This window comes from Cognatundibacterium crateris, assembly GCF_010078235.1.
Taxonomy (GTDB): domain Bacteria; phylum Pseudomonadota; class Gammaproteobacteria; order Burkholderiales; family Burkholderiaceae_D; genus Undibacterium; species Undibacterium crateris.
The window spans coordinates 381,649-405,644 of record NZ_JAABOS010000004.1 but is presented as its reverse complement, the minus strand read 5'-3'; the positions used below and the strand labels follow the sequence as shown (position 1 = coordinate 405,644).

At 51.6% G+C, this 23,996-nt stretch carries 19 protein-coding genes; 8 read left to right on the top strand and 11 right to left on the bottom strand.

What is annotated here, in order from left to right; all coding sequences use genetic code 11:
* Positions 1 to 2: 2 nt before the first annotated feature.
* From EYB48_RS10260 to EYB48_RS10250, 3 genes are all read right to left on the bottom strand, one after another.
* On the bottom strand, positions 3 to 860 hold the full coding sequence (locus EYB48_RS10260) for a UDP-2,3-diacylglucosamine diphosphatase (RefSeq protein WP_162020236.1): 858 nt from the start codon (positions 858 to 860) through the stop codon (positions 3 to 5).
* 3 nt (positions 861 to 863) lie between these two features.
* Positions 864 to 1,625 carry a GNAT family N-acetyltransferase gene (locus EYB48_RS10255; RefSeq protein WP_162020235.1) on the bottom strand — a complete coding sequence of 254 codons (762 nt, stop codon included), beginning with the start codon at positions 1,623 to 1,625 and terminating at the stop codon, positions 864 to 866.
* Positions 1,626 to 1,797: 172 nt separating this feature from the next.
* Positions 1,798 to 2,208: a hypothetical protein gene (locus tag EYB48_RS10250; RefSeq protein ID WP_162020234.1), complete on the bottom strand. Its 411-nt coding sequence runs from the start codon at positions 2,206 to 2,208 to the stop codon at positions 1,798 to 1,800.
* Positions 2,209 to 2,370: 162 nt separating this feature from the next.
* Between EYB48_RS10250 and pstS the strand changes: the two genes are divergently transcribed.
* Positions 2,371 to 3,408 carry a phosphate ABC transporter substrate-binding protein PstS gene (gene pstS, locus EYB48_RS10245; protein WP_162020233.1) on the top strand — a complete coding sequence of 346 codons (1,038 nt, stop codon included), beginning with the start codon at positions 2,371 to 2,373 and terminating at the stop codon, positions 3,406 to 3,408.
* A 514-nt stretch (positions 3,409 to 3,922) separates the two neighbouring features.
* Positions 3,923 to 6,832, top strand: coding sequence for an RNA polymerase sigma factor RpoD (rpoD, locus tag EYB48_RS10240; protein WP_328823353.1), 2,910 nt, complete (start codon positions 3,923 to 3,925; stop codon positions 6,830 to 6,832).
* Positions 6,833 to 6,924: 92 nt separating this feature from the next.
* On the opposite strand, the gene EYB48_RS10235 is transcribed toward rpoD, so the two are convergent.
* The 4 genes from EYB48_RS10235 to EYB48_RS10220 all read right to left on the bottom strand — a co-directional run bounded on the left by EYB48_RS10235 (position 6,925) and on the right by EYB48_RS10220 (position 10,550).
* On the bottom strand, positions 6,925 to 7,458 hold the full coding sequence (locus EYB48_RS10235; RefSeq protein WP_162020232.1) for an AAA family ATPase: 534 nt from the start codon (positions 7,456 to 7,458) through the stop codon (positions 6,925 to 6,927).
* Positions 7,446 to 8,036 carry a nicotinamide riboside transporter PnuC gene (pnuC, locus tag EYB48_RS10230; protein ID WP_162020231.1) on the bottom strand — a complete coding sequence of 197 codons (591 nt, stop codon included), beginning with the start codon at positions 8,034 to 8,036 and terminating at the stop codon, positions 7,446 to 7,448. Before pnuC ends, EYB48_RS10235 begins: the two co-directional genes overlap by 13 nt.
* A gap of 102 nt (positions 8,037 to 8,138) precedes the next feature.
* Positions 8,139 to 9,206 (bottom strand): substrate-binding domain-containing protein, encoded by a 1,068-nt coding sequence (locus EYB48_RS10225; protein WP_162020230.1) that lies wholly within the window; start codon positions 9,204 to 9,206, stop codon positions 8,139 to 8,141.
* A 330-nt stretch (positions 9,207 to 9,536) separates the two neighbouring features.
* The gene (locus EYB48_RS10220) at positions 9,537 to 10,550 is read right to left on the bottom strand and encodes a GlxA family transcriptional regulator (RefSeq protein ID WP_162020229.1); all 1,014 of its coding nucleotides are present in this window, start codon (positions 10,548 to 10,550) and stop codon (positions 9,537 to 9,539) included.
* Positions 10,551 to 10,682: 132 nt separating this feature from the next.
* Between EYB48_RS10220 and EYB48_RS10215 the strand changes: the two genes are divergently transcribed.
* The 3 genes from EYB48_RS10215 (at position 10,683) to EYB48_RS10205 (ending at position 14,636) form a co-directional block, all read left to right on the top strand.
* A complete protein-coding gene (locus EYB48_RS10215; RefSeq protein WP_162020228.1) occupies positions 10,683 to 11,789 on the top strand; it encodes an S-(hydroxymethyl)glutathione dehydrogenase/class III alcohol dehydrogenase in 1,107 nt (368 codons plus the stop codon).
* A gap of 10 nt (positions 11,790 to 11,799) precedes the next feature.
* On the top strand, positions 11,800 to 12,642 hold the full coding sequence (gene fghA, locus EYB48_RS10210; RefSeq protein WP_162020227.1) for an S-formylglutathione hydrolase: 843 nt from the start codon (positions 11,800 to 11,802) through the stop codon (positions 12,640 to 12,642).
* Between the two features lie 161 nt (positions 12,643 to 12,803).
* Complete coding sequence (locus EYB48_RS10205; protein ID WP_162020226.1) at positions 12,804 to 14,636, top strand: AMP-dependent synthetase/ligase; 1,833 nt, start codon at positions 12,804 to 12,806, stop codon at positions 14,634 to 14,636.
* A 48-nt stretch (positions 14,637 to 14,684) separates the two neighbouring features.
* Here EYB48_RS10205 and EYB48_RS10200 read toward each other — a convergent pair whose 3' ends face one another.
* Positions 14,685 to 15,662 (bottom strand): DMT family transporter, encoded by a 978-nt coding sequence (locus EYB48_RS10200; protein WP_162020225.1) that lies wholly within the window; start codon positions 15,660 to 15,662, stop codon positions 14,685 to 14,687.
* A gap of 110 nt (positions 15,663 to 15,772) precedes the next feature.
* On the opposite strand from EYB48_RS10200, the gene EYB48_RS10195 reads away from it, so the two are divergent.
* On the top strand, positions 15,773 to 16,681 hold the full coding sequence (locus EYB48_RS10195) for a LysR substrate-binding domain-containing protein (protein WP_162020224.1): 909 nt from the start codon (positions 15,773 to 15,775) through the stop codon (positions 16,679 to 16,681).
* Positions 16,682 to 16,793: 112 nt separating this feature from the next.
* Positions 16,794 to 17,282: a pilin gene (locus EYB48_RS10190; RefSeq protein ID WP_162020223.1), complete on the top strand. Its 489-nt coding sequence runs from the start codon at positions 16,794 to 16,796 to the stop codon at positions 17,280 to 17,282.
* 75 nt (positions 17,283 to 17,357) lie between these two features.
* On the opposite strand, the gene EYB48_RS10185 is transcribed toward EYB48_RS10190, so the two are convergent.
* The gene (locus EYB48_RS10185; RefSeq protein ID WP_162020222.1) at positions 17,358 to 19,628 is read right to left on the bottom strand and encodes a TonB-dependent receptor plug domain-containing protein; all 2,271 of its coding nucleotides are present in this window, start codon (positions 19,626 to 19,628) and stop codon (positions 17,358 to 17,360) included.
* 174 nt (positions 19,629 to 19,802) lie between these two features.
* Positions 19,803 to 22,271, bottom strand: a complete 2,469-nt coding sequence (locus EYB48_RS10180; protein WP_162020221.1) for a PAS domain-containing sensor histidine kinase — start codon at positions 22,269 to 22,271, stop codon at positions 19,803 to 19,805.
* Positions 22,272 to 22,571: 300 nt separating this feature from the next.
* On the opposite strand from EYB48_RS10180, the gene EYB48_RS10175 reads away from it, so the two are divergent.
* A complete protein-coding gene (locus EYB48_RS10175) occupies positions 22,572 to 23,210 on the top strand; it encodes a response regulator (RefSeq protein WP_162020220.1) in 639 nt (212 codons plus the stop codon).
* 82 nt (positions 23,211 to 23,292) lie between these two features.
* Here EYB48_RS10175 and maiA read toward each other — a convergent pair whose 3' ends face one another.
* Complete coding sequence (gene maiA / locus EYB48_RS10170; RefSeq protein WP_162020219.1) at positions 23,293 to 23,952, bottom strand: maleylacetoacetate isomerase; 660 nt, start codon at positions 23,950 to 23,952, stop codon at positions 23,293 to 23,295.
* Positions 23,953 to 23,996: the final 44 nt, after the last annotated feature.

Below are 23,996 nucleotides of genomic sequence, written 5' to 3'. Positions count from 1 at the left end.
ACTCAGCCGGCAATTGCAGCTACGTCCGTTTCCATGCCCGACTGCGCAAGCTCAGTGTGTCCATGCTGAACCACATCATGCCAGGTAATCAGACGTAGTTTGCCATCAGCGTCTTCCACCAAAGCGGACAGACTTTCCACCCAGTCGCCATCATTGCAATACAGGATGCCATTGATGTCCCGAATTTCGGGTTTGTGAATATGGCCGCAAATGACACCATCCAGACCTTTACGGCGCGCCTCTTCGGCCAATGCATCTTCAAACTGGGTGATGTAACTCACCGCATTTTTGACTTTAAGTTTCAGATACTGAGACAAGGACCAGTAAGGCAAACCGGCACGGGCGCGCCAGTTATTGAATACCTGATTGAATTTCAGGATCACGGTGTACAGATTATCACCGACATAGGCCAGCCACTTTGCACAGGCAATCACACCATCGAAACGGTCGCCATGCAAGACCAGCAGACGCTTGCCTTCTGCCGTCGTATGCACCAGTTCATCGCGTATCTGTATACCACCAAAGTTCAGATCAATGAACTGACGCACCGACTCATCATGATTCCCCGGAACAAAAATCACATTCGTTCCTTTTTTGGCTTTTTTCAACACCGTTTGCACCACATTATTGTGGGTCTGATCCCAATACCAACGGCGCTTCAACTGCCAGCCGTCGATGATATCGCCAACCAGGTACAGAGTTTCCGACTCGGTCGCACGCAGAAACTCCAGTAGCTTCGCTGCCTGACACCCGCTGGTTCCCAAATGCAGATCCGAAATCCAGATCGTTTTAAACCGCGTCACTTCTTTTTTTGCGGCCTTATGCAGTTTTTTATTCAGGAACTGATCAGCGGGCTTCATCTTTTACTCCCCTGTTCCGTAGTGCTTGGCGTAGCGATTATCCAGATTTGACAAAGGCAGCATCACAAACAAATCGGCGCTGTGGAAATCCGGATCCCAGGCTGGATCACCGCACACCCAGGCACCGGCACGCAGATAGCCTTTCAACAAAGGCGGAATGCGTGCTTCGGTATTGCTGGTATCAATTTCATCGAGAGGGAATGGCAGATGTGGCGATACGCGGTACTCTAATGGGCAGAAATCTTTCTCTGCCAGACCGCGGTAAATGGCTGCTGCATTCTGACCACCATCGGTCAGGCTGATGCTGGCACAACCAATCAGATGACTGCAACGCTCACGGCGCATATAGGCCGCCAGACCAGCCCACAACATCATAATCACAGCGCCACTGCGGTAATCCGGATGAATACAGGCACGACCAGCCTCAGCGATACCGGAACGGATATGCTGCAGGCGGGACAGGTCGAATTCTGTTTCAGAATAATAACGGCCCATTTCGCGTGCCGCATTCGGGCCCAGAATACGATAAGTGCCGACCACTTTGAGTGTTTTACTGTCGCGCACGATCAGATGATCGCAATACGCGTCAAAATCATCCTTATCCAGTCCATCCGGATTAGATAAGGCAGACAAACCCATACTTTCGATAAATACTTTATAGCGTAAGCGCTGTACTTCTTTAACCTCTTCCGGCGTGGTCGCCAGACTCAGACTGAGCTTGGAAAAGCTGGGATTGGCATCGGCAGGTATGGTGAGTAATCGCATTCGTCGTCCTTGTAAAGTCGCATGATTGAAACGCTGACGGACGAAGAATAATGAGCGAATACTTCAGCAAGATGACAGCTGTGTGTCGGTTTAATGACAGCGGTATAAGCAGATAAAAAAACAACAGCCTGCAGGATTTTCATCGCTGCAGGCTGTCCGTTATGCGCAGATTTTACTTCTCTTTTTTAGGGCGACCGGCTTTTAAAGGAGCCAGTTCAGCGATCAGTTTCTTAAGTTCCGGCGTGCCGCTGCGGCTCAGCAAGACCAGTCCTATCCGCAGTAACTGGCTCTTTTTCACTTCTACGCCAGCTTTCAGGCAAGCTTTTTTTACCTGTCCAAGCACCGCATATTCATCTTCTGGCATGGTAAAGCTATCCCTGACCAGCTTAGTTTTGCGGGGTTTTTCCTGCACCTCCGCTTTGACAGCGACAGCGCGCTCAGTAACAGCTTTGACCGCTGTCGCTGTTTTTTGCGCACGAGCTGTGCTGGCGGCTTTCACTGCTGGCACCTTAGCCGCCACCGGCTTACGTCCAGCAACAAGCTTTTCGACAGCAACTTCTTTCTTATTTCCGACTGCAGCCATGTCAATCTCCCTGGTTAAACGGCAAATGATATAAACAATTTATGCAAAACACTTAACTCTAAGCATAACGCCTTGACATGACAAGCAAATTACGAGTCTCTTCACAAAAAAAACGCTTGTGGGATAATCGCGCCGCTTTTATTTTTCCACACATCAACAATCATGATACGCAAAGCTCTACTCATCAGTTTGATTTCGCTGACATCCGCCTACGCAGGCGCAAATGAAATCAAAGGCGCAGGATCTTCCGCGGCCGCTCCGCTTTACCAGACCTGGGCCGATGCTTATGCGAAAACGACCGCATCCAAAATTGACTATCAAGCCATAGGCTCATCCGCAGGCATACGCAAAATCAAAAACAATGAGCTGGATTTTGGTGCGAGTGACGTTGCCTTGCCCTCTGCAGAATTAAAAAAAGCAAAGCTGATACAATTCCCATCCGCCGTATCCGGTGTCGCCATCATTTACCATGTTCCCGGCCTGCGTTCCGGCGAACTAAAGCTCAATAGCACACTGCTGTCGCAAATATTTTCCAAAAAAATCCAGTTTTGGAATGATCAGGCAATTCAAAGTCTGAATCCTGGCTTACGCTTACCCGCCCATACCATCGAAGTGATCGCACGTCAGGATGGATCAGGCAGCACCTATAATTTCAGCGACTATCTGAGTAAAACCAATCCGGACTGGCAAAATCAGTACGGAAAAAATTTCACCATACAGTGGAACGAAAACATACAGCAGGTCAAGGGAAGCAGTCTGCTGGCGGCAAAGCTGAAAAAAACGCCGTATGCGATCAGCTATGTAGACTACAACTACGTGGCACAAGAAAAACTCGATGTCGCTCAACTGCAAAACCGGGAAGGTAAATTTGTACTGCCAAATACAGAATCTTTTTCCAGCGCACTGAGTAATAGCAGTTGGAAAACCAGCGGTAATTTTGAAGAAGCACTGACCGACAAAGCTGGCACCAAGTCCTGGCCAATTACCATGGGAACCTTTGTCATTATGCCGCAGGCTGCAGTCAATAGTGAACAAGCGAAAGCAACACTCAGATACTTCAACTGGGCCTTCCTCAATGGTGATCGTCTGGTCAACAGCGTCGACTTTGTACGCCTGCCTGACGCATTGCAAGCAAGGGTATTCAGGGAAATGACGACAGTCACTGATCAGAAAGGCGTGCCTCTGAATTGGTCAGTCTGAGTCACCATCTGAATGGCCACCTGAATTGATGGCCCAGCTCAGCCGCTTCATTGCGTACCCGCGTGAATTGAAACGGCTGAGCATACAGACCACAAAAAAATACAGCAGTAAGCCCTTAGCATCAGCACAAAATACGCATTAATTGTTTATTCTATATGCTGCGTATCCAGAGCGGATTTTGCCTGATTCTACCCCCCCTATCCCTTGAAAGCCTTATCAGGCCTAGCGCTCCCACGAGTGCTAAAAAAATCGCTACAATTGCGCACTTTTAAAAATCCAGGAAATTACAGACAAAACTTGTCAAGAAGAGCTAAGCCGAGGATAATTCTGCCCTCGCGTCTCTTCAGAGATCCAGTTTGAGCAAGATGAATCCGCTTTCATCAGCGTAGCCCGCTATCACAGCGGGCTTTTTCGTCCGTGTCTGCCGTTGATCTACAACACATGATCGTCAGCAGCCTATCGCCATTGCCATACACTATTGACAAGCCTTTGTTGTCGCATTCGATTTTGTTACATGAAAAACAGCTTAACTGACTCAACGATTTCTATTTCTAAAACAGGCTCTACACTCACCCTGGGAAAGAAAACATTACAGTTGAATCGCCCGACCCTGTCCAGCTCCAGCAATGAAGTGTCGACAGAGGCTACGGTCGCTGAATCTGCTGAAAATGTCACCTCTCCCGCTGCTCCTGTGACAGTGATAACCAAGCGCCGCTCGCGCATGCAGGCGGTGTCTGCGGCTGCGATCGTCACTCCTAAGGCATTGACCGCTGAAGATATCGAAGCGATGAGCTCGCTTCCTGTCGAGGATATCCCTGCCGAGACAGCACCTTCAAGCCTGAGCGAAGAGCCACTGTCCATTCAGGATGTCAGCGCCATCAATCATGAGGTGGAAGCGCTTGCTGCAGTTGCAGAAGCGGACATCGCCCCTGAGCCTAAGGTTGAAATCAAAACCGAAATCCGTGCCGACTTAAAAGCTGAGTTACTGACACTGACCGGTGCCGACATTGCCAAACCACGTGCCGCCGTTATCCGCAAAACCAGCGTCAAGCCAGCTAAAAAGCTGCTGCTGTCAGATCAATTGGGCAGCAAACCGGTTACGGTCAGCGTGAAACGCGAAAGCCGCATCAGCAATACCAAATTCGCTGCACCCGCTCCAGTCACTACGCTGAAGCCGGTAGCGCCAGTTGCACCAGTTGTAGCGGTTGCGCCTGCAATCAGTCGCCCGGCAGCACCAGCAGCGGTTCACACAGAAGCACGCGTGCCAACTGCAGCCTTCACCGCTCCGGTCATCGCGGAAGTGCCTATGCCGCGCGTAGCCGCCAGCAGCGTGCTGAGCGCAAAGCCTGCAGCGGAAGTCAGGCCTGTGGCAACTGCCGCGCCGGAACTGCTGTCGAAAGCTGCTGAGATCGACACCTCTGCCTATGTCATGCCCGGCAGTAAAGAGCCTGCCAAGCGCGGCCGCAAATCGTCTGAGAGCTTCTTCGACAACGATGAAATTCAGGCGCTGAATGCTGCGGAATCTGCAGAATTGAAACGGGCAGCGCGTGCCAAGAGTAAAAAAACCGGCACCAACGAAGAACAACTCGAACACTATCGCAAGCAATTATCCAAGCTGATACGCCTGGGTAAAGAGCGTACTTACCTGACCCATGCTGAAATCAATGATCATCTGCCAGAAGAAATCGCTGATGCAGAAATGATTCAGGAAGTAATCAGCACACTCAATGACATGGGTATCGCAGTTTATGACCAGGCGCCGGACGCAGCAATGATGCTGCTGACCGACAATGTGGTCACCGCTGTCAGCGATGATGAAGCGGAGTCGGTAGCCGCCTCTGCACTGGCCACTGTGGACTCTGACTTTGGCCGTACCACTGATCCGGTCCGCATGTATATGCGTGAAATGGGTGGCGTGGAATTGCTGACGCGCAGCGGCGAAATCGAAATCGCCAAGCGCATCGAAGAAGGTCTGAAAGACATGGTGCAGGCGATTTCAGCCTGCCCGGGCACGATCCAGGAAATCCTGGTGATTGCTGAAAAAATCGCCCAGGATGAAGTACGGGTGGATGACATTATTGATGGCCTGATCGCACCGGAAGAAGCCGATAATTCAGCCCTGCTGCTGAACGACAGCGACGACGCCGATGAAGATGAAGACGATGACGAATCAGTTGCCGACAACGTCGGCATCAGCGATGAGCAATTACAACAGCTGAAGGCAGCCAGCCTGCAGAAATTTGCGGTAGTCGCTAAACGCTTTGAAGAAATGCAGGCAGCACGCGAACGTGACGGTTACCAGTCTGCAGCGTATGTAGCTGCACAACAGGCGATCTCACGCGAATTGCAAAGCATGCGTTTCACCGTCAAGACAGCGGAAAAACTGTGCGACACCCTGCGTAAGCAAATGAAGGATCTGCGCCAGACTGAAAAACAGTTGATGGAATTGCTGGTGAATAAATGCGCAATGCCGCGTAACTACTTCATCGATATGCTGAAAGTCCACGCGACCAATGCCGCCTGGTTTGAGCATGAAATGCAATCGAACCAGCCTTATGCAGCAACCCTGTCACGCCACATTCATGCAGCACGGGAATTGCAGAATAAGCTGATACATCTGGAAGAACGCGTGCAATTGCCATTGAGCGCACTGCGCGACATCAACAAGCAAATGATCGCCGGCGAAAAACGTTCCAGCGAAGCCAAGCGCGCAATGACAGAGGCGAACTTACGTCTGGTCATTTCGATTGCGAAAAAATATGTGAACCGCGGCCTGCAATTCCTGGATCTGATCCAGGAAGGCAATATCGGTTTGCTCAAAGCGGTGGATAAATTCGAATACCGCCGTGGCTATAAGTTTTCTACCTATGCTACCTGGTGGATACGTCAGGCGATCGCACGTGCCATCGCGGATCAGGCCAGAACCATCCGCGTACCGGTACATATGATAGAAACCATCAATAAGATGAACCGGGTACGCCGTCAGTTGCTACAAATGACGGGACTGGAACCGGAACCGGCTGCCATCGCTGAAAAAATGGGCCTGCCTGAAGTCAAAGTACGTGAAATTCTGAAGATTGCGAAAGAACCAGTATCGCTGGATGTACCTATCGGTGACGATGGTGACTCGCAATTGGGTGACTTCATTGAAGACAATGCGACCTTGTCGCCGATGGCAGCTGCGATGCAGGCATCGGTACAGGAAAAACTGAAAGAAGCATTGGATGGCCTGAGCCCACGCGAAGCCAAGGTATTGCGTATGCGCTTCGGCCTCGACACCACCACTGAATTCACACTGGAAGAAGTTGGTAAGCAATTTGAAGTCACGCGTGAACGTATTCGTCAGATCGAAGCCAAGGCCATGAAGAAACTGCGTCATCCTGGCAAATCAGAGCATCTGCGCAGCCTGATGGAAAGCCAGTAATCCTGGCTAGTCAACGCCAATAAAAAAACCTCAGTGTGAATTCACTGAGGTTTTTTTCATTCCATCATACAGCTTAACATCCTGTGCGCAGTTCACTCCATCAAAAATTCCAGCGCAAACCCGACTTGCTCCAGCCGCTGCTCAGGACTTCCCTCTATCAGCAAATGGGGAATATCACGCGCTTCCAGTTCGCTCAGCAAACGCTCATGGATGCGTTGCCGCACTGCGGGTGACTCACGCTGCAAGCCATCTGGCATCCACGGAAAATCGGGCGCCGTCACCAGCGTGAAATCATAGTCATGCTCATCGGCCAGCGTGGTCAGGGTTTCATCCGCAAAACGGAAGTAATGATCACTGTAAATCCAGGTCATCAGCGGGGAAGTATCACAGAACAGATACTGATTTGCCTGCGCCAGCATGGCAGCCTCACGCCGCAGCTGTTCCTGCGCTATCCCGGTCTGCTCCTGCTCCTTAGGAACGCGTGCCTGGGTATCGACGAACTCACGTAAATATTCCGGCACCCAGACTGTCTGATAACGCTTTGCGAGCATTTCAGCCAGAGCTGATTTACCGGAAGATTCCGCACCAAGAATCGCAATTTTCTGCGCTTGTTTTATACCCGGCATGCTGCACTCCATTGTTTTAAGCCTATCGCGGCCAATACGACAAAAATCCCATACAGTATGGCCGTCAGCACCAGTCCCTTACTCAGATACAGGCCTACATACAGTACATCCACAGCTATCCAGATCAGCCAGTTCTCTATTTTTTTTCGCGATAACAGCAGTTGCCCAACCAGACTGCCCGCGGTCAGAAAACCATCCATATACGGCACATCGGTATCGGTGTAGGTTTTGAGAAACAGAGACAGGATAACAAAACCGCTTAACCAGGCCAGGATGGCAGCAAAGCGTTGCATCAGGTTCAGGCTGGTAACCGGCATTTCCTGACTTTGTTTACTCCCTTGCAGCCAGCAATACCAGCCATATACCGACACCACCACAAACACCATTTGCAAACCACTGTCACCATACAATCTGGATGAGAAAAAAACGATGCCGTACAGTGCAGACGACAGGATAGAAAATAACCAGGCCCAATGTATCTGGCGGATATTCAGCAGTACAGTCAGCACCGACAGCACAAAGCTTAACAGTTCAAGCGGTGTGGTTTGCCAGGCAAAAAAGGGAATTGAGTCGTTCATGGCAGGCGCAGAATTCAGAATGCAGCATTATCAACTATCGCAGACACAAAGTCATGTACCTGCAATGCCAAACCGCGCTGGCCGTCTGCCACGAACCAAGGCTCAGCGTACAGGCGGCTGACCGGGAACTGCCTTTGCGCGAGCAAACCAAATCTGGCGATAATGCTCTTTAAAATTGGACAGCGTATCGATGTCTGCGCCCTTAAGCTGATTCAGCAAGCGGCTGGTCACCACAACCGGACTACTCACGTAGCCACTCGGTGCAGCGCCGGAAAATGCACGATTCAATTCATCTGCCAGTTGCCAGCCCTGTATTCCCAGCGGCTCAGCAATGGTCGCCAATTGTTGCGATTTCCCGGACTTGATACGATTGAGCGCTATATAGGAGCCATCGCCCGCCGCAATATTGACGATATCGCGCCGCCCTTCTGACATCATGGGGATATTCATCGCATCAAAATATGCGTCGTTAATCGCCAGTGTATGGGTCCAGCGTGAGCCAAATTGCTGATTCCATCGGCGTACAGCAGCAGGAATTTCCAGATTCACATTCCCAATCGCGATATCTTCCACAGCCAGCAAAGTGCATAGTCTGCAACGGGAGATAACATCTTTCATGACTGCCGTTTTCGCATTGGCGATTTTAAAGCGCTTGTCATTGAGAATAATGATGCCTTTTTCGGCGCTACCTGCCTCCACCAGCAACTCTGCAGCCTTGCGTGCCACCTGCTCATAGTGCGTAGTGACATTCACGAACAATTGCTTGCTGGCTCCCGGCGTTGCCGCTGCATGCCAGCCCACCAGCACCACTGCTTTTTGCTGCGCCAGCGTCACAAGATCCTGAAATTCCTCGTCGATATCAATGCCCGCCAGGACTACGCCATCCAAACGTTGCGTCAATCCATCCTTCAATAAGGACCGGAACAGCCTGACATCTCCCTTACCATCATACACATCCAGCTTCCATCCCAGCTCAAGAGCAGCGAGGTAGAGACTGCGATAAACCGAAGAGATGCCACCATTACGCATATCCTGGCCAATAAAACTGATTCTTTTTCCAGGCAATGCCATTGGCCCATCGCGCGGACCATCCCATGCAAACGCAGCAGCGGTGGCGGTGGTGGCGGTGGTGGCGGCAGCAGAATCACGCGCGCAAACAGAAACGCTCACGCAATTCAGCATTAGCAGCAAAAGTAAAACAGATATCCGGCTTACAAAAGGCATATTTATTTCCTGTTCTATCGCTACGATCCTGCAGTCATCACTGCCGTACCATCAACCTGAAACAATGAGGAAACACCAATCTCCTAACCACACCATCTGTCCCGCCAACAAGCGCCCGCTCAGCGGAATGTAAACGCAGGCAGTAAGCTACCTGCTTTACTGCATTCTACTGAAAGTCCCCCTGCACAAACAGAAGATTACTTCGTGCAGCACGACAAAACCACAGGTTCGCGGAAACTGAGGGCGCGAACGTGCAAAAATCTTGCTCTGTCAAATTTAAATCAGACCCGTCGTCGCGAAACGTTCACGGTACAATTTAGGGGTAATGCCCAGCTTTTTTTGGAACACCCGGCGCATCTGAGTTTCATCGCTGAATCCGGCCATAGCGGTAATTGTTTTAATCGGCAGCTGTAAATCTGATAGCAGCTGCGTGGCGCGCTCGAAGCGGCATAGTTCAATAAACTGCTGAGGACTCAAGCCGGTTTCCCGATGAAACACCCGGGAGAAATTCCTTTCACTCATCATCGCTTTTTCCGCCAGCTGACTGACTGTCAGAGGCGACTGCAAATGCTCCTGCACCCAGGCCTGAATGTCACGGATACCAGGTTTAACCGTCCGCTCAGTCAGTAAGTGAGAACTGAACTGCGACTGCCCGCCGGGGCGCTTCAGGTATACCACCATCTCGGTAGCGACCTCCAGCGCCAGCTCACGACCATAATCCTCTTCAACCAGCGCCAGTGCCAGATCTATCCCTGCGGTAACACCGGCTGAGGTCCAGATGTGACCACAGCGCACAAAGATCGCATCACTGTCGACCTGCACCAGCGGATATTGTTGCTGCAATGTTGCGGCAACGCTCCAGTGGGTAGTGGCGCGCTGACCATTCAGCACACCGGCCGCGGCAAGAAAGAAAGCGCCGGAACACAAGGAGGCCAGACGCGGGATACGCGCGTTCACTGCGGCAACCCATGGCACGATCGCGGTATCCTGATCCAGCACATGCTGAATATGCCTGGCACCAACGATGAGTGCTGTATCCGGCAATGCCAGCGTGTTCAAAGACTTGGTCGCTGTCAGTGACATCAGCGTATCAGAGGCCACATTGCCAGCTTGTGGCGCTGCGATGCGTACATCGTAGGCAGCGGGCTCACCGCGTCTTTGCAAATGCAGGTTGGCATACTCGAACACTGACATAGGCCCGACCGCTTCCATGGCTTTAAAACCGGGATAGACGATGATATCGACGGTGTGTATCTGACGCACGGAGCGGGTAGCAGGCAGTTTTCTCATTATCTCAGAGCTGAAAGCGTGAAAAGTCTGCCATTATGGCAGCATTTTCAGCCATTCCCGGCATACGGCCGAACGTCCGGCCTCAGACCTGGTCACAATAGGCCATCTGAATGAATACGAAGGAGCAAACACATGAAAACCAAAGCTGCAGTTGCATGGCGGGCAGGCGCACCACTGACTATCGAAGAGGTGGAATTGCAGGGCCCAAAACAGGGTGAGGTTCTGGTCGAACTGAAAGCCACCGGCATCTGCCATACCGACTATTACACTTTATCAGGTGCCGACCCGGAAGGCCTGTTCCCTGCGATTCTGGGGCATGAAGGTGCTGGCATCGTGGTCGATGTCGGGCCAGGCGTTAAAAGCCTGAAGAAAGATGACCATGTCATTCCGCTCTACACACCGGAATGCCGCGAGTGTAAATTCTGTCTGTCGCGCAAAACCAATCTGTGTCAGGCGATCCGCAGCACTCAGGGTAAGGGCTTAATGCCGGATGCCACTTCACGTTTTTCGCTGAACGGCAATCCGCTGTTTCACTACATGGGAACCTCGACCTTTTCCAACTACATCGTAGTACCTGAAATCGCTCTGGCAAAAATCCGCGAAGATGCGCCGTTTGATAAAGTCTGCTACATAGGCTGCGGTGTCACCACTGGCGTCGGCGCAGTCCTGTTTTCTGCCAAAGTCGAGGCTGGCGCTAACGTCGCCGTGTTCGGTCTGGGTGGCATAGGCTTGAATGTGATACAGGCTGCGCGCATGGTCGGCGCAGATAAAATCATTGGCGTGGACATCAATCCTGCACGTCAGGAAATGGCACGCAAATTCGGCATGACGCATTTCATCAATCCGAATCAGGTAGAGAACGTGGTCGATGCGATTACGCAGATTACCGATGGCGGTGCCGACTACAGCTTTGAATGCGTGGGTAACACCAGCACCATGCGTCAGGCTTTGGAATGTACCCATAAAGGCTGGGGCAAATCCTTTATCATCGGCGTGGCCGCTGCCGGTCAGGAAATCTCCACCCGCCCGTTCCAGCTGGTGACCGGTCGCGAATGGCGCGGCTCCGCCTTCGGCGGTGCACGTGGCCGTACCGATGTACCTAAAATCGTAGACTGGTATATGGAAGGCAAACTTAATATCGACGACCTGATCACCCACCGTTTATCACTGGAGCAGATTAACGATGGTTTCGATCTGATGAAGCGCGGCGAATCGATACGCTCGGTCGTGATTTACTAAGGATGATGCGATGCCTGAACTGATCAGTGAACACCTGTGCTTTGGCGGTGTACAGCGGTTTTACCGCCATGCATCGCAGGCTATAGGCTTGCCTATGCGGTTTTCGGTCTACCTGCCGCCGCAGGCACAGACCGCAGCCGTGCCCGCACTTTTCTATCTGGCGGGACTGACCTGTACAGAAGAGACTTTCATGATCAAGGCTGGTGCGCAGCGTATCGCCGCTCAGCTGGGACTGGCGCTGATTTGCCCCGACACCAGCCCGCGCGGCGCCGGTGTGGCTGGTGAGGCCGAACATTGGGATCTGGGTGTGGGTGCAGGTTTTTACCTGGATGCCAGTCAGGAACCCTGGTCCACGCACTATCGCATGCAAAGCTATCTGACCGAGTTGCACACATTGGTCAGCCAGCACTTACCGGTCATTGCTGCACAAACCGGCATCATGGGTCACTCTATGGGGGGGCACGGCGCGCTGGTGACTGCCTTGCGCCAGCCTGCGCTGTTCCGCTCGGTTTCTGCGATTGCTCCAATTTGCGCGCCTGCCGATTGTCCATGGGGTGAAAAAGCTTTCCAGGCTTATCTGGGACCAGACCGTACGAATTGGGAGCACTATGACGCAAGCTGTCTGATGCGCGACCGGCAAACGCCCTTCCCTGCAGGTATATTGATCGATCAGGGTTTATCGGATCAGTTCCTGGCGACGCAACTGCATCCCGAACGTTTTGAGCAAGCCTGCCTGCAAGCGGCTCAGCCACTGAATTTGCGTCGTCACGCGGGCTATGATCATGGCTATTACTTCATCGCCAGCGTGATCGAAGATCATCTGCGCTTTCATCACGAACGCCTGAGCACTTAAGTCATCGCGCCATCAACCGAGAGCGGTACTCAAGCGCAGGAAACCATAGCGGTTTCTTGCGCTTTTTGCTAAGAACTCAATCGCGTGTCAAGTATCCACATCAAGCAATAATGCAAAGAATACTGCGATAATATGGGTCTATCGTCTAACAAGGTCGTTCTATGCTTAAGATTCAAGCCATCTCACCGGAAGTGCAGGCCCTGAAAACCCTTCCTGAGTTATTACAATGGCGAGTACAGAAAACACCAGGCGCAGATGCCTATCGTCAATTTGACACACAAACCGCAACATGGCTGACCTATAGCTGGGCCGATGCAGGCCGCCTGGTCAGTCAGTTCAGCCGTGCTATGGCGGCTATGCAGTTCTATAAAGGTGCCCGTATCGGCATTTTGCTACCTAATGGCCTCGATACCGTCTGCGCAGATCAGGCCACACTGGCTCTGGGCCATGTACCGGTACCTATGCATGCACTGGACAATCCTGAGAGTATCGCGTTTATTCTGGCCGACAGTGCCGCCAGCATGCTGATTGCCGAGTCCCAAAAGCAGTGGGAAGCAATCCGCGATGCGGGCTATGCGCTGCCTGACTTACAGCAGGTGGTGATTACAGCTGCATCAGTCAGCAGCAACCCCGCGGATGCACAGACCCGTATCAGCACACTGGCAGACTGGCTGCAAGCGGCGGAACAGTTTCCAGCGACCAGCTGGCCCTTCCCGGATGAAGAAGATCTGGCCGGACTGGTGTATACCTCAGGCACAACCGGCAAACCAAAAGGCGTGATGCTGACTCATCGCAATGTAATGGCTAACGTCAAAGCGGTGCTGCAGCGTGTGACCCCGTTTGAAAGCGATGTATTTCTGTCCTTCCTGCCGCTGTCGCATACTTTCGAACGTACCGCTGGCTATTACACACCGATTGCCGGTGGCTGCTGCGTTGCATTCGCGCGTTCGGTCAAAGACTTGCCAGAAGATATGCGCACCATGCAACCGACTATCCTGGTATCGGTACCGCGTATTTATGAACGGGTACTGGCTAAAATTGAAGGCGACGTCAGCGCCTCTGCACTGAAATCCTGGTTATTCCGTCAGGCTTGCAGCGTAGGCTGGAAACGTTACAGCCAGCAGCACGACGGCGTGCAAGAAAGCAATCGCCTGAGCCTGGCTGAGCGCTGCCTGTGGCCACTGCTGGACAAGCTGATAGCCGGTAAACTGCGCACCCAGTTTGGTGGCAGATTGCGACTGGCCGTGAGTGGCGGTGCCGCGCTGTCGCAACATGTGGCGCAGACTTTTTTGGGACTGGGCATACCGGTTGCCCAAGGCTACGGCATGACAGAAACCTCGCCGGTGATTGCTGCCAATATCCCGCTCAATACCGATCCAACCAGCGTCGGTGCAGCCTTAGAAGGCGTGGAAGTACGCATCGGTGACAACAAAGAATTGCAGGTACGCGGCCCCAGCATCATGCGTGGTTACTGGAACCGCCCTGAAGATACGGCCAAAGTGTTCGATGATGGCTGGCTCAAAACCGGTGATCAGGCAGCAGTGGAAGCCAATGGCCGCATCCGCATCCTGGGTCGCGTGAAAGAAATCATCGTAACCTCTACTGGTGAAAAAATCGCGCCGGTCGATCTGGAACAGGCCATCCTGGCTGATTCGGGCTATGAACAGGTGTATGTGTTTGGCGATAACCGTCCTTTCATCGCATGCTCGGTCGTCGTCACTCAGGCTTATTGGCAACAGATGCAGGCCAAAGCCGGTATCAGTGCCTGTGCACCGGACAGCGCCGAAGCTGCCAAGGCACGTGCATTGATACTCAAGCGTATCCGTGAACTGACTACCAGCTTCCCGTATTATGCGCAGCCACGCGGGGTAATCGTGACGCTGACGCCCTGGTCAGTAGAGAATTCTCTGCTCACACCGACGCTGAAGCTCAAGCGCAATAATCTCGCCGCGCATTTTGCACCGCAGGTTGAAGCGCTGTACAAAGGCCGTTAAGCGCAAAGAAGTGCCGGGTGCCATCAGCTGCACCCGGCTTCATCATACTTAGCTTGCGGACTTGACGGCGGATACCGCAGAACCGTCCGGCGCCACGTCTACATCCGCATTCTGCCTGGGCTTCAGCCTCGCGACACCCACGATGACCAGCGCCAAGCCGGCAATCTGCCACAGCGTAACGGCTTCACCCAGCATCAGCCAGGAAGCAAACAAGGTCAGCACCGGCCCCAGACTGCCTATCGCGGCAGCTTGCGTCGCTCCTAACTGACGAATTGCAAGCGCCATCCAATACACCGGCAATGCAGTTGAAAACAGTGCCATCAGTGCGCCATATCCCCAGACCGCAGCGGGCAACTGTAATACCGTCGCAGACTGACCAGTCCCGACAAAATGTAGCAACACCAATACACAGGAAGCACAACCAGCCAGTCCGGTCAGCCGCATAGAACCTATGCGCTGCACCACTTGCCCGGTACCGATGTAATACATGGCATAAGTAACCGCACTGGCAAACACCCACAGCGAACCAGTCACTACCTCACGTCCATAAGCACTTTGCAGTAAATCGTGTACGAACGCGACCATCAAACCAACATAACAGATCAGCATGGCCTGCACCGTAGTGCGCTGCGGCCACCGGCGTAGCAGCAGCGCCTGAAAGACCAGCACCAGTGTTGGATAGACGTACAAAATCACGCGCTCCAGATTGGAACTGATGGTCTGCAAGCCATAGAAATCAAACAGGCTGGATAAGTAGTAGCCCAGCAATGCCAGTATCCAGATCCGTCCACAGTCAGCCAGCGTGAGTCTGGCCTGCCCCGGTTCACGGCTCATCAGCCACAACAGCAAAAACAAAGGCAAGGCAAAGCCCATACGCAGTGCGAGTAAGCTGATCGCATCCTGCGCACCGGCCGCATAGCCGAGTTTGACGAAAATGGCTTTCAGCGCAAAACCTGCGGCTGACAACACCGCATACAATCGGCCGTCACGGCTGATGCGGGTCCAGAATGGCAAAAAAGCTGACATAGTTATGGAAGAAAAGAAGGAAGAAATGAAGAATCTGACTTATTCTGCCACGAAGGAAAACAAGGTAAAATTCCTCATTTAAGCAGGATTACTTCGCCTATGGAGAAGGCATGCAACTCAACCTGATCGATCTGCGTCTGATACTTGCGATCGCGGACAGCGGCAGCCTGAGTCGTGCGGCGGCAGAGTTTCCACTCGCTTTGTCCGCCGCCAGCAATCGACTCCGCCAGTTTGAAGAGCGTCACGCGGTGATCCTGTTCAAGCGCGATAGTGCCGGCATGATTGCGACACCCGCTGGGAAAATCGTGCTTGAGCAAGCCAGGCGAATACTGGCCGAAACCGAGCAACTGCAACACACGCTGCAAGACCTGTCAGGCCAGCGCAGGATCAAGCTGCGACTGGCGGCGACTACGGTTGCCAACAATACCTATCTGCCCGCCGCACTCGGCCCATTTCTGGCCGATTACCCGGAAATCGATTTGCAACTGGAAGAGAAAAGCAGCCGTCAGATTTTGGCAGCAGTACAGGATAAAGATGCCGACATCGGTGTCCTGGATGGCAACCTGGTGCCGGAAACCCTGTACTCAGTGCCGTTTCGCCATTTTCGCCTGGTGTTACTGGTCTCGGCAAAGCACCCACTAGCCAGCCGTCAGCATTGCCTGCTACGTGATGCGCTGAGCTACTATTTCATCGGACTTCCCAAGGAAAGGGCAATACAGGGATTTATCGAGGGAATAGCAATGCAACACGGCAGACCGCTCAAAATTCGGGTCCGGGCTCCTAGCTTCTATGCCCAGGCACAGTTGGTGGCGCAGGAAGCCGGCATCGCGATGCTGCCGGAAATTACGGCGCAAAGGCATGCCAGGGAGCTGGATGCCAGACTGATCTACCTCGACGATCCATGGGCCAGCCGGGAATTACGCTTGTGCGTATTCAGTCTGGGAAATCTGTCCCCCCAGGCGGCTCAGCTATTGCACTATCTGAGTCAGAGCGCCAGCGAAGAGCGCAATCCAGCCTGAACATATGGCCGCATACAGTTGGCATAAAGCGGGTTTTTGCTTATATTGGCATAGTCTTATTTTTCTGCGCAGCAAAAAATCCTGCACAGTACTGTGTACATACTGAAAATCTATGAAAAAAAATGCTGGCTTTTCCTTACTTGAATTAATGGCGGTGGTCGCCATCATCGCCATTCTGGGTGCGATGGCACTACCCTCTTATTTGTACAAAGTAGTTCGTGAGCAGGTAGACAGTTCTGTCCCGCTGGCAGATATCGCCAAAAAGCCCAGCGAGCTGGCCTGGCTCAGCGAAAAGGACTTCCCGGCAGACAATGCAGCGGCAGGATTACCGACAGCTGACAAGATCGTGAATAATTTCATCAGCAGCGTAACAGTGGAGAATGGCGCAATACACATCATGTTCGGCAATCGCGCCAGCAATGCCATCAAGGGCAGAATACTGAGTCTGCGCCCGGCAGTGGTGAATGACACCCATCAGGTACCGGTGACCTGGGTATGTGGTAAAGCGGAAGCGCCGGCAAAAATGAGCATTTACGGCACCGATAAAACCTCGATTCCATCCGAATATCTGCCAGCAATCTGTCGCAGAAAAATGCCATAGTCACAGATGCAGAAATAAAAAACGCCGGAACATACAGTCCGGCGTTTTTTTTGTGTGACCTGAGCCCGGGCCGCGTCAGAATTTGTGCTCAAACATCGCACGTGCCACGACTGTGGTTGGATTGAGCGTAGTCTGTACTATCGTGCCGCCCTGTGGCGCAATGTAGGAATTGGATGAGACATTATCCTGATGCAGCACATTCGACAGCGAAATTCGCAAGCTGGTCTTTGCATCGAACTTCCACAAACCATACACGTCAACCACGCGTTTTGGTGTCGAATAACGGCTTTGTACCGCAGACACCTGAACCGGACCTGCCCCCTGATAACCATAGTTCAGACCCAAGGTCAGCGGCAGTTTATCCAACTTATAATCTGCGCCTACGTTAGCACTGACTGGTGTCTGCGAATCCAGACGATTGTTAGGACCTGGTACAGAATTCAGATCCGACCAGTTGAACGAGACATTGGCACGGAAATCCAGCGCTGGTGCATTATCCATCACCGAGCGCAGTGGGAATTTCGCTTCCAGCTCTACACCCTTGGTGGTTGCAGCACCCTGATTGACCGGCATGGATACCCAGCGTCCATCCAGGAAGTCCAGTTTCGTAATGACGATGTCATTGATCTTGCGCATATACACCGAGGCACTCAGCATACCGCCTTCAGGCAGGTAATGCTCGAACGAGAAGTCCAGTCCCCATGCGAGTTCAGGCTTCAGTGCCGGATTACCAGTGGTGTCCGGGTTGGTTTGTTTATTGTCGGTAGAAATAAAGCGGCGTGGCACCAGTTGGCTGGTATCCGGGGCTTTATAAGTTCTGGTCAGACCGAGCCTGACCTGATCATTTTTACTGCCCGGCAGCTTCCATAAAGTTTGCAAAATCGGGCTCCAGACGCTGGAGCGGTTATTCACCTCAGCATAGGTACTACCTACGCTCTTGGTATCCAGACCTTCCCAACGCAAACCGGCATACAGCGACCACTGCTTGCTAATACTCCATTCATCCTGTGCGAACAAAGCCAGACGACTGACAGTCGCGTTATAGTCCTCGTTCAGATTGATAGGCTTCAAGGTGATATTGGTGACCGGATCGGCGCTCACGATATCGGTCTGCTGACGATTCTCGCTGCGCTTGCTGTATTCCGCATCCCAGCCCAACACAAAGGCGTGATCTTCAACGAAAGGGGCAGAGTATTTACCACTGGTCGTCAAGCCCTTACCAATACCATCGGACAGCGATTTGCGATCCAGTACCTGAGCCTGGTTGTAACCATAGCCGATCAAGCCCACATCCGACGAACGTTTGTTATAGTTCAGTCCCAATTTCACATCCAGCTTGGCACTGTCAGCCAGCTTATGTATCCAGTTCAGATTGGTGCGCAGCATGGCAAAATCAGAATTCACGGTCTGCATATCGCTCTGGTAAGAAGGCGGCAAACCGACTGAGGTAGCGGTCACTTCCTTATTATGTCCGGAAAAACGATTGGCGTTGATAAAACTCTGGGTCGTGATGGTGTCGCCGTTTTCCAGACTCCAGTTCACACGCGGCGAAAAACCAATGCCGTTAAAAGTGCCCCAACCCAGTAAATCAGTGTGTTGTTGTCCAGTGATTTTTCCGTTTGCATCGCGTACTACGTAATCGGTCACAGTAGGACGCTCATACTGGCCATGCGTCACATTGCCGGATATCGAATACGACATACGACCGGCTTTATCGGAAGTCTGGAAATTCAGATTTTCACCATATTTGCCACCATCCACCTGACCACCAAACTTAATTTCGCGCTGTGCGGTCTGCACTGCGCGTTTCAATACGATGTTGATCGCACCAGCGATTGCCTGAGTGCTCAGTTCTGCAGTCGCTGCACGGATAATTTCTATTCTTTCGATCAGGTCCGGCGAGATAGAATCCAGCGAAAACCCGGGTGGGCTAGGCTCACCATTTAACAAAATCTGGGTATAGCCAGAACCCAGTCCACGCATACGAATATCGCCGCCGCGCCCCTGTACACCGCCTATGGTTACGCCGGGCAAACGCTTGAGCACATCACCCACCGTGGTATCGCCATAGCGTACGATGTCTTCCTGGGTGACTACGATCTTGGTTGCCGTATCCTGACGCCGCTCATCATATTGGCGTGCGCCCTGCACTTCGACTTTTTGCATACCGCCAGCACTGTCTTTAGGCGCAGCTTTTTTCACTTCAGGCTTTTTGCTCTCTTCACTGAGCACGGTTTGCGGCGGCTGCGTGGTTTGCTGTGCGTAGGCCTGAGCCTGAACAGCCAGTAATACCGACATGGTCAATACGCGCAGGGGAAAAGCTGGCAAGGCATCTTTAGATTTCATTGAATGATGGATGATAAAAATTGGAAGGGAATTCAGTACTTATGCTGGGCAGATTATCCATCTACACATACTAAGCACTGTAAGCTGCAGCTCAGACTGGCCCAGAAACAGAAAGTTCAGCCAGCCAGCGCAATTTCCCCGTAGATTTGTATCGTTATGTTATGAGCGCTATCATCAGGTGGCTGATGCTTCATCCTGCACCATTGCAAGATCCGGCGCAAAACGCGGCAGTCTCAGTGTAAACAACACACCTTGCCCAGGCTGACTATTCAATTCAATCTCTCCGCCTAATACCTGGGTAACGAGGTTGTAGACGATGTGCATACCCAGTCCGGAACCGCCATGGCCTAGTTTAGTGGTAAAAAACGGATCAAACACTTTCTTTTGCACAGATTCAGTCATGCCTACACCATCATCGCTGAACTGAATTTCGACAAACTCCGCATCGATTTCGTGGCAACGCACAGTCATCCTGCCCGTGGTTTTTCCTTCGAATCCATGCAATAAAGAATTCGTCACAAAATTCGTCAAAATCTGCCCCAGCGGTCCAGGATAGCTATCCATAGAAATGCCAGGCTGCAGCGTGCAATCGAGATGAAATCCAGTTTTCTTATACAGGGGCGTGAGCGTCACAACCACCTCTTCGAGCACCCGCGACAATTCAAACTGTCGTCTTTGATTACTGGACTGATCCGCCGCCACTTGCTTGAAACTACCGATGAGATCACGCGCAATCTCTAAATTGCGCATTAACAGGTCTAAACCTTCCAGGTAGGAATCCATAAACAGCTTCATGCCCGAACGTTTCAAATTGCCAGTATCCAGCTGCAGCATTAATTCATGTACCTTATCCTGCAAGGTACTGGCTACGGTCACACTATTCCCCAGTGGCGTGTTCAATTCATGCGCAACACCAGCAACCAAAGACCCCAGTGCCGCCATTTTTTCAGAGCGCACCAGATCAGCCTGGGTATAACGCAGATTTTCCATGGCTTTCGCGAGCTCCTGATTCGCCTGCTCCAGCTTACGGGTACGCAAGACCACCCGCCGCTCCAGTTGCGCGCTGAGCTCACGAATTTCTTTTTCTATCTTCACCTGCTGAGTCACATCCATCAATGCCACAATCAGCAATGAGGCTTCGGGATCCAGAAAGCGTGCAGACATGCGGCAAATTCTTTGCGCAGCCCCCAGGCCGGTAACAGACACCTCGGTCTGTTCTACATTGCCTTGTTGACTCAACTGCTCCAGCAAAACCAACATAGGAGAGAAATCTGTCTTGAACTGCTGCCGCCATGCACTGCTTTGACCATCCCTGTCCATAGCAGCATAAAACTCTCTGTGCCAGGCATCATTGAGTTTTTGGACTTGCCAGCTACCGACCTGCAGCAGTACCAAAGGTACCGGTGACATTTGAAACAAATCTGCGTACTGGCGCTCGCTTTCACGCAATAACTGTTCTGCTTCCTGCCGCGCACCTTCTACGCGCAGCTCGGCATCGATACTGCGCGAACTCAATAAAAGGTAAGCACTTCCATCCATATCGAAGCGGGATCCGGACACCAGACATTGCGAGATACGACCATCTTTATGGCGGAATGCGATTTGCATATTGCGCGCCTCCCCATCACGGTTTATGCGCTGAATAAGCTGATCGCGCTGAGAAAAATCCTGCCATAAATTTAAATCTGCAGAACTGCGTCCTATCGCTTCTTCCCGGGTGTATCCGGACAAAGGTTCCCAATTCCGGTTGACGTCTATGTACTGCCCGTTTTCCATACGCGTAATGGTCAGCGTGTCGGGTACCAGTTGAAAAACTGTGGACAGGACTTTCTCACGTTGCGCCAATTCCTTGACTACCTGGTCGCGCTCGGTTTCGGCCTGTATCAGCGTTCTGCGATCACGCAAGGTAAGCAGAAAATACCATTGCCCCTGACGTTCGACCTGACGCAGCGTCACACCCACCGGTATCATTTCTCCGGTATGACTCTTCATCTCCAGATCGCAGGACACTGAGGGCTGCCCCTCCTGCAGCAAACCCATCTGCGTGCGGTATTGCGACGCATCCACCCAGATATCGAAAATCGAAGTTTCGCCACGCAAGGTGGTCGCAGCAACACCATTGAGCTGCTCCCAACGCGCATTCCAGTCTATGCAACGGCCATCCTGCAGATGCACCAGCAAAGCATCCGGCGCTGAATAAAACATGGAGCGATAAATTTCGTCCGAAGCAGAGATGATCTGCACAGTTTGCCGTAATTGATCTCGGCTCAAGGTTTCCCGTACCAACAAGGCTTGCAAAGCAGCACGCAAAATCAGCGCTGGGCATAGCCAGTAGTGAGTGCCATGGGACAAAACAAGCGGCAAGAAAATCAGGTCGCCAGCGATACCAACCCAAACCAAACGACGAATTGCGTCAGTAAAATTTCTTTGAAGCAAAAAGAATGAAAATGCCAGCGACATCCCGATCAATAGCCATGGTAAGGCATCAGGCAATTGGACTGATGAAAGCATAAGATAGGCACTGGCACCCAGTGCAGATGCGAGTAGCAAATAACCGCCCGACCTGAGCGAAGCAGGCGTCAGACAATGATTTGGATTGAAGTGTTTATCGGGAAAAATACTCAGCACGTAGATGAGTATCATGCTGTGAAGCAAAAGAATGAGGACTAGAAATTGCGTTGACACCAACACCCCTCCTACCTTTGAATGTTTACCCTAATTTTCAATGTGAAATAAGTCGCTCACTTCATTCTTGATTCAATTGGAACATACATACGAGAGTTCATAGTACACCAGTGCAAGTTGCAAATCGAAAAAATGAAACGCAAGTTCTCATTTACATGTAAATTCTTTCAGGATTTTCCGCGTCTAGTCTTGATAAACAAGTTTGCTTCACATAAGATTAGACATGACATAAAAATCCAAGCACCAGGGAGAACACTGATGAAGCAGTTACACAGTAAATTGCCCGGCTTGATTCAACGCGATCACTTGATCGTAATGGGCGTCAATACACAGTTGAGTTCTATCTTTGCAGACGCTTTTTCTGCACCGTCTTCATACTCTTTGAGTGAAAATACGTCCAATTGCGAATCGGATGATGACGTGATTCATTTTCTGGATGAAGATCAACAGGATGTCGCTCAAAAAACCGAAGTTCATCCCTGGAAAATTCTGATTACGGACGATGATGTCAACGTCCATGAGACTACCCTGCTTGCCCTGACTGGAGTCCGCATTCACGGACGTCCACTACATTTTCTGCACGCCTACTCAGCCAAAGAAGCACGTCAAATTCTTGAAACAGAAAATGATATTGCGCTGCTGTTGCTTGACGTTGTGATGGAAACTGTAGATGCAGGGCTGAAGTTAGTGGAAGCTATCCGCGGCGAACTAAACCGTACCAGCTTGAAGATTGTATTGCGCACTGGTCAGCCGGGAAATGCTCCTGAGCAAACTGTACATCATCAATTTGCAATCGACGGTTACACCACAAAATCCAAACTCACACGCTCATTGCTGATCTCCGTGTTGAATGAGGCACTCAATACAGGCGACGAACCCTCGGGACGATTGAATTAAAGGCGGAGTATCTGCTACACCCCGCCTTACTCAATCGTAAACCCGACGTAATGCGTTCTGCACTGATTGCCTTACAGATTCATCACGCATCTGCATCGGGCTGATTTCCTGGATGTGCCTTGATAAATGCTGGATGGTCCAGGCAATTTTGATTGATACGCATCAACTCAGGCACCTGAGATAAATCACACTGAAAACGTTGCGCATTAAAAATTTGCGGCACCAGTAAGCATTCTGCGTAACCTGGCTCATCGCCGTAACAAAATGCGTGCCTGACGCCATCCCGCGACAACTTTTTCTCCAAGGCAATCAAACCAGTTTCACACCAATGCCGATACCAGGCATTTTTCTGCTCATCTGTCACACCCAAAGTCTGGCTCAGGTATTTCAAAACACGCAGATTATTGACCGGGTGTATCTCACAAGCAATAGACAGCGCGAATGACCTGACTTGAGCGCGTAAGCCCAAATCCGCAGGCAGCAATGGATATTGCGGATATTTTTCATCCAGATACTCCAAAATAGCCAGCGACTGGCTCAATTCCAGTTCAGCACCGTCATAAGTATCTGTCAGCGCTGGCACTAATGCTTCCGGGTTGATCGCACGGAAAGCTTCGGATAAATGTTCTCCGCCATTTTTTACCAGATGCACACCCACATGCTCATAGTCCAAGCCTTTGAGGTTTAATGCAATACGTACCCGGTAAGAGGCCGAGCTTCTGAAGTAACCATACAGTTTCATCTTTCCCCCTGACAAACAATAAACATGGATTATCTGAATTCAGA

What these genes read in the sequence shown, in the direction of transcription:
- EYB48_RS10260 (WP_162020236.1), bottom strand. Translation starts at nt 860, where the DNA reads ATGAAGCCCGCTGATCAGTTCCTGAATAAAAAACTGCATAAGGCCGCA.
- EYB48_RS10255 (WP_162020235.1), bottom strand. Translation starts at nt 1,625, where the DNA reads ATGCGATTACTCACCATACCTGCCGATGCCAATCCCAGCTTTTCCAAG.
- EYB48_RS10250 (WP_162020234.1), bottom strand. Translation starts at nt 2,208, where the DNA reads ATGGCTGCAGTCGGAAATAAGAAAGAAGTTGCTGTCGAAAAGCTTGTT.
- pstS (WP_162020233.1), top strand. Translation starts at nt 2,371, where the DNA reads ATGATACGCAAAGCTCTACTCATCAGTTTGATTTCGCTGACATCCGCC.
- rpoD (WP_328823353.1), top strand. Translation starts at nt 3,923, where the DNA reads ATGAAAAACAGCTTAACTGACTCAACGATTTCTATTTCTAAAACAGGC.
- EYB48_RS10235 (WP_162020232.1), bottom strand. Translation starts at nt 7,458, where the DNA reads ATGCCGGGTATAAAACAAGCGCAGAAAATTGCGATTCTTGGTGCGGAA.
- pnuC (WP_162020231.1), bottom strand. Translation starts at nt 8,036, where the DNA reads ATGAACGACTCAATTCCCTTTTTTGCCTGGCAAACCACACCGCTTGAA.
- EYB48_RS10220 (WP_162020229.1), bottom strand. Translation starts at nt 10,550, where the DNA reads ATGAGAAAACTGCCTGCTACCCGCTCCGTGCGTCAGATACACACCGTC.
- EYB48_RS10215 (WP_162020228.1), top strand. Translation starts at nt 10,683, where the DNA reads ATGAAAACCAAAGCTGCAGTTGCATGGCGGGCAGGCGCACCACTGACT.
- fghA (WP_162020227.1), top strand. Translation starts at nt 11,800, where the DNA reads ATGCCTGAACTGATCAGTGAACACCTGTGCTTTGGCGGTGTACAGCGG.
- EYB48_RS10205 (WP_162020226.1), top strand. Translation starts at nt 12,804, where the DNA reads ATGCTTAAGATTCAAGCCATCTCACCGGAAGTGCAGGCCCTGAAAACC.
- EYB48_RS10200 (WP_162020225.1), bottom strand. Translation starts at nt 15,662, where the DNA reads ATGTCAGCTTTTTTGCCATTCTGGACCCGCATCAGCCGTGACGGCCGA.
- EYB48_RS10195 (WP_162020224.1), top strand. Translation starts at nt 15,773, where the DNA reads ATGCAACTCAACCTGATCGATCTGCGTCTGATACTTGCGATCGCGGAC.
- EYB48_RS10190 (WP_162020223.1), top strand. Translation starts at nt 16,794, where the DNA reads ATGAAAAAAAATGCTGGCTTTTCCTTACTTGAATTAATGGCGGTGGTC.
- EYB48_RS10185 (WP_162020222.1), bottom strand. Translation starts at nt 19,628, where the DNA reads ATGAAATCTAAAGATGCCTTGCCAGCTTTTCCCCTGCGCGTATTGACC.
- EYB48_RS10180 (WP_162020221.1), bottom strand. Translation starts at nt 22,271, where the DNA reads ATGATACTCATCTACGTGCTGAGTATTTTTCCCGATAAACACTTCAAT.
- EYB48_RS10175 (WP_162020220.1), top strand. Translation starts at nt 22,572, where the DNA reads ATGAAGCAGTTACACAGTAAATTGCCCGGCTTGATTCAACGCGATCAC.
- maiA (WP_162020219.1), bottom strand. Translation starts at nt 23,952, where the DNA reads ATGAAACTGTATGGTTACTTCAGAAGCTCGGCCTCTTACCGGGTACGT.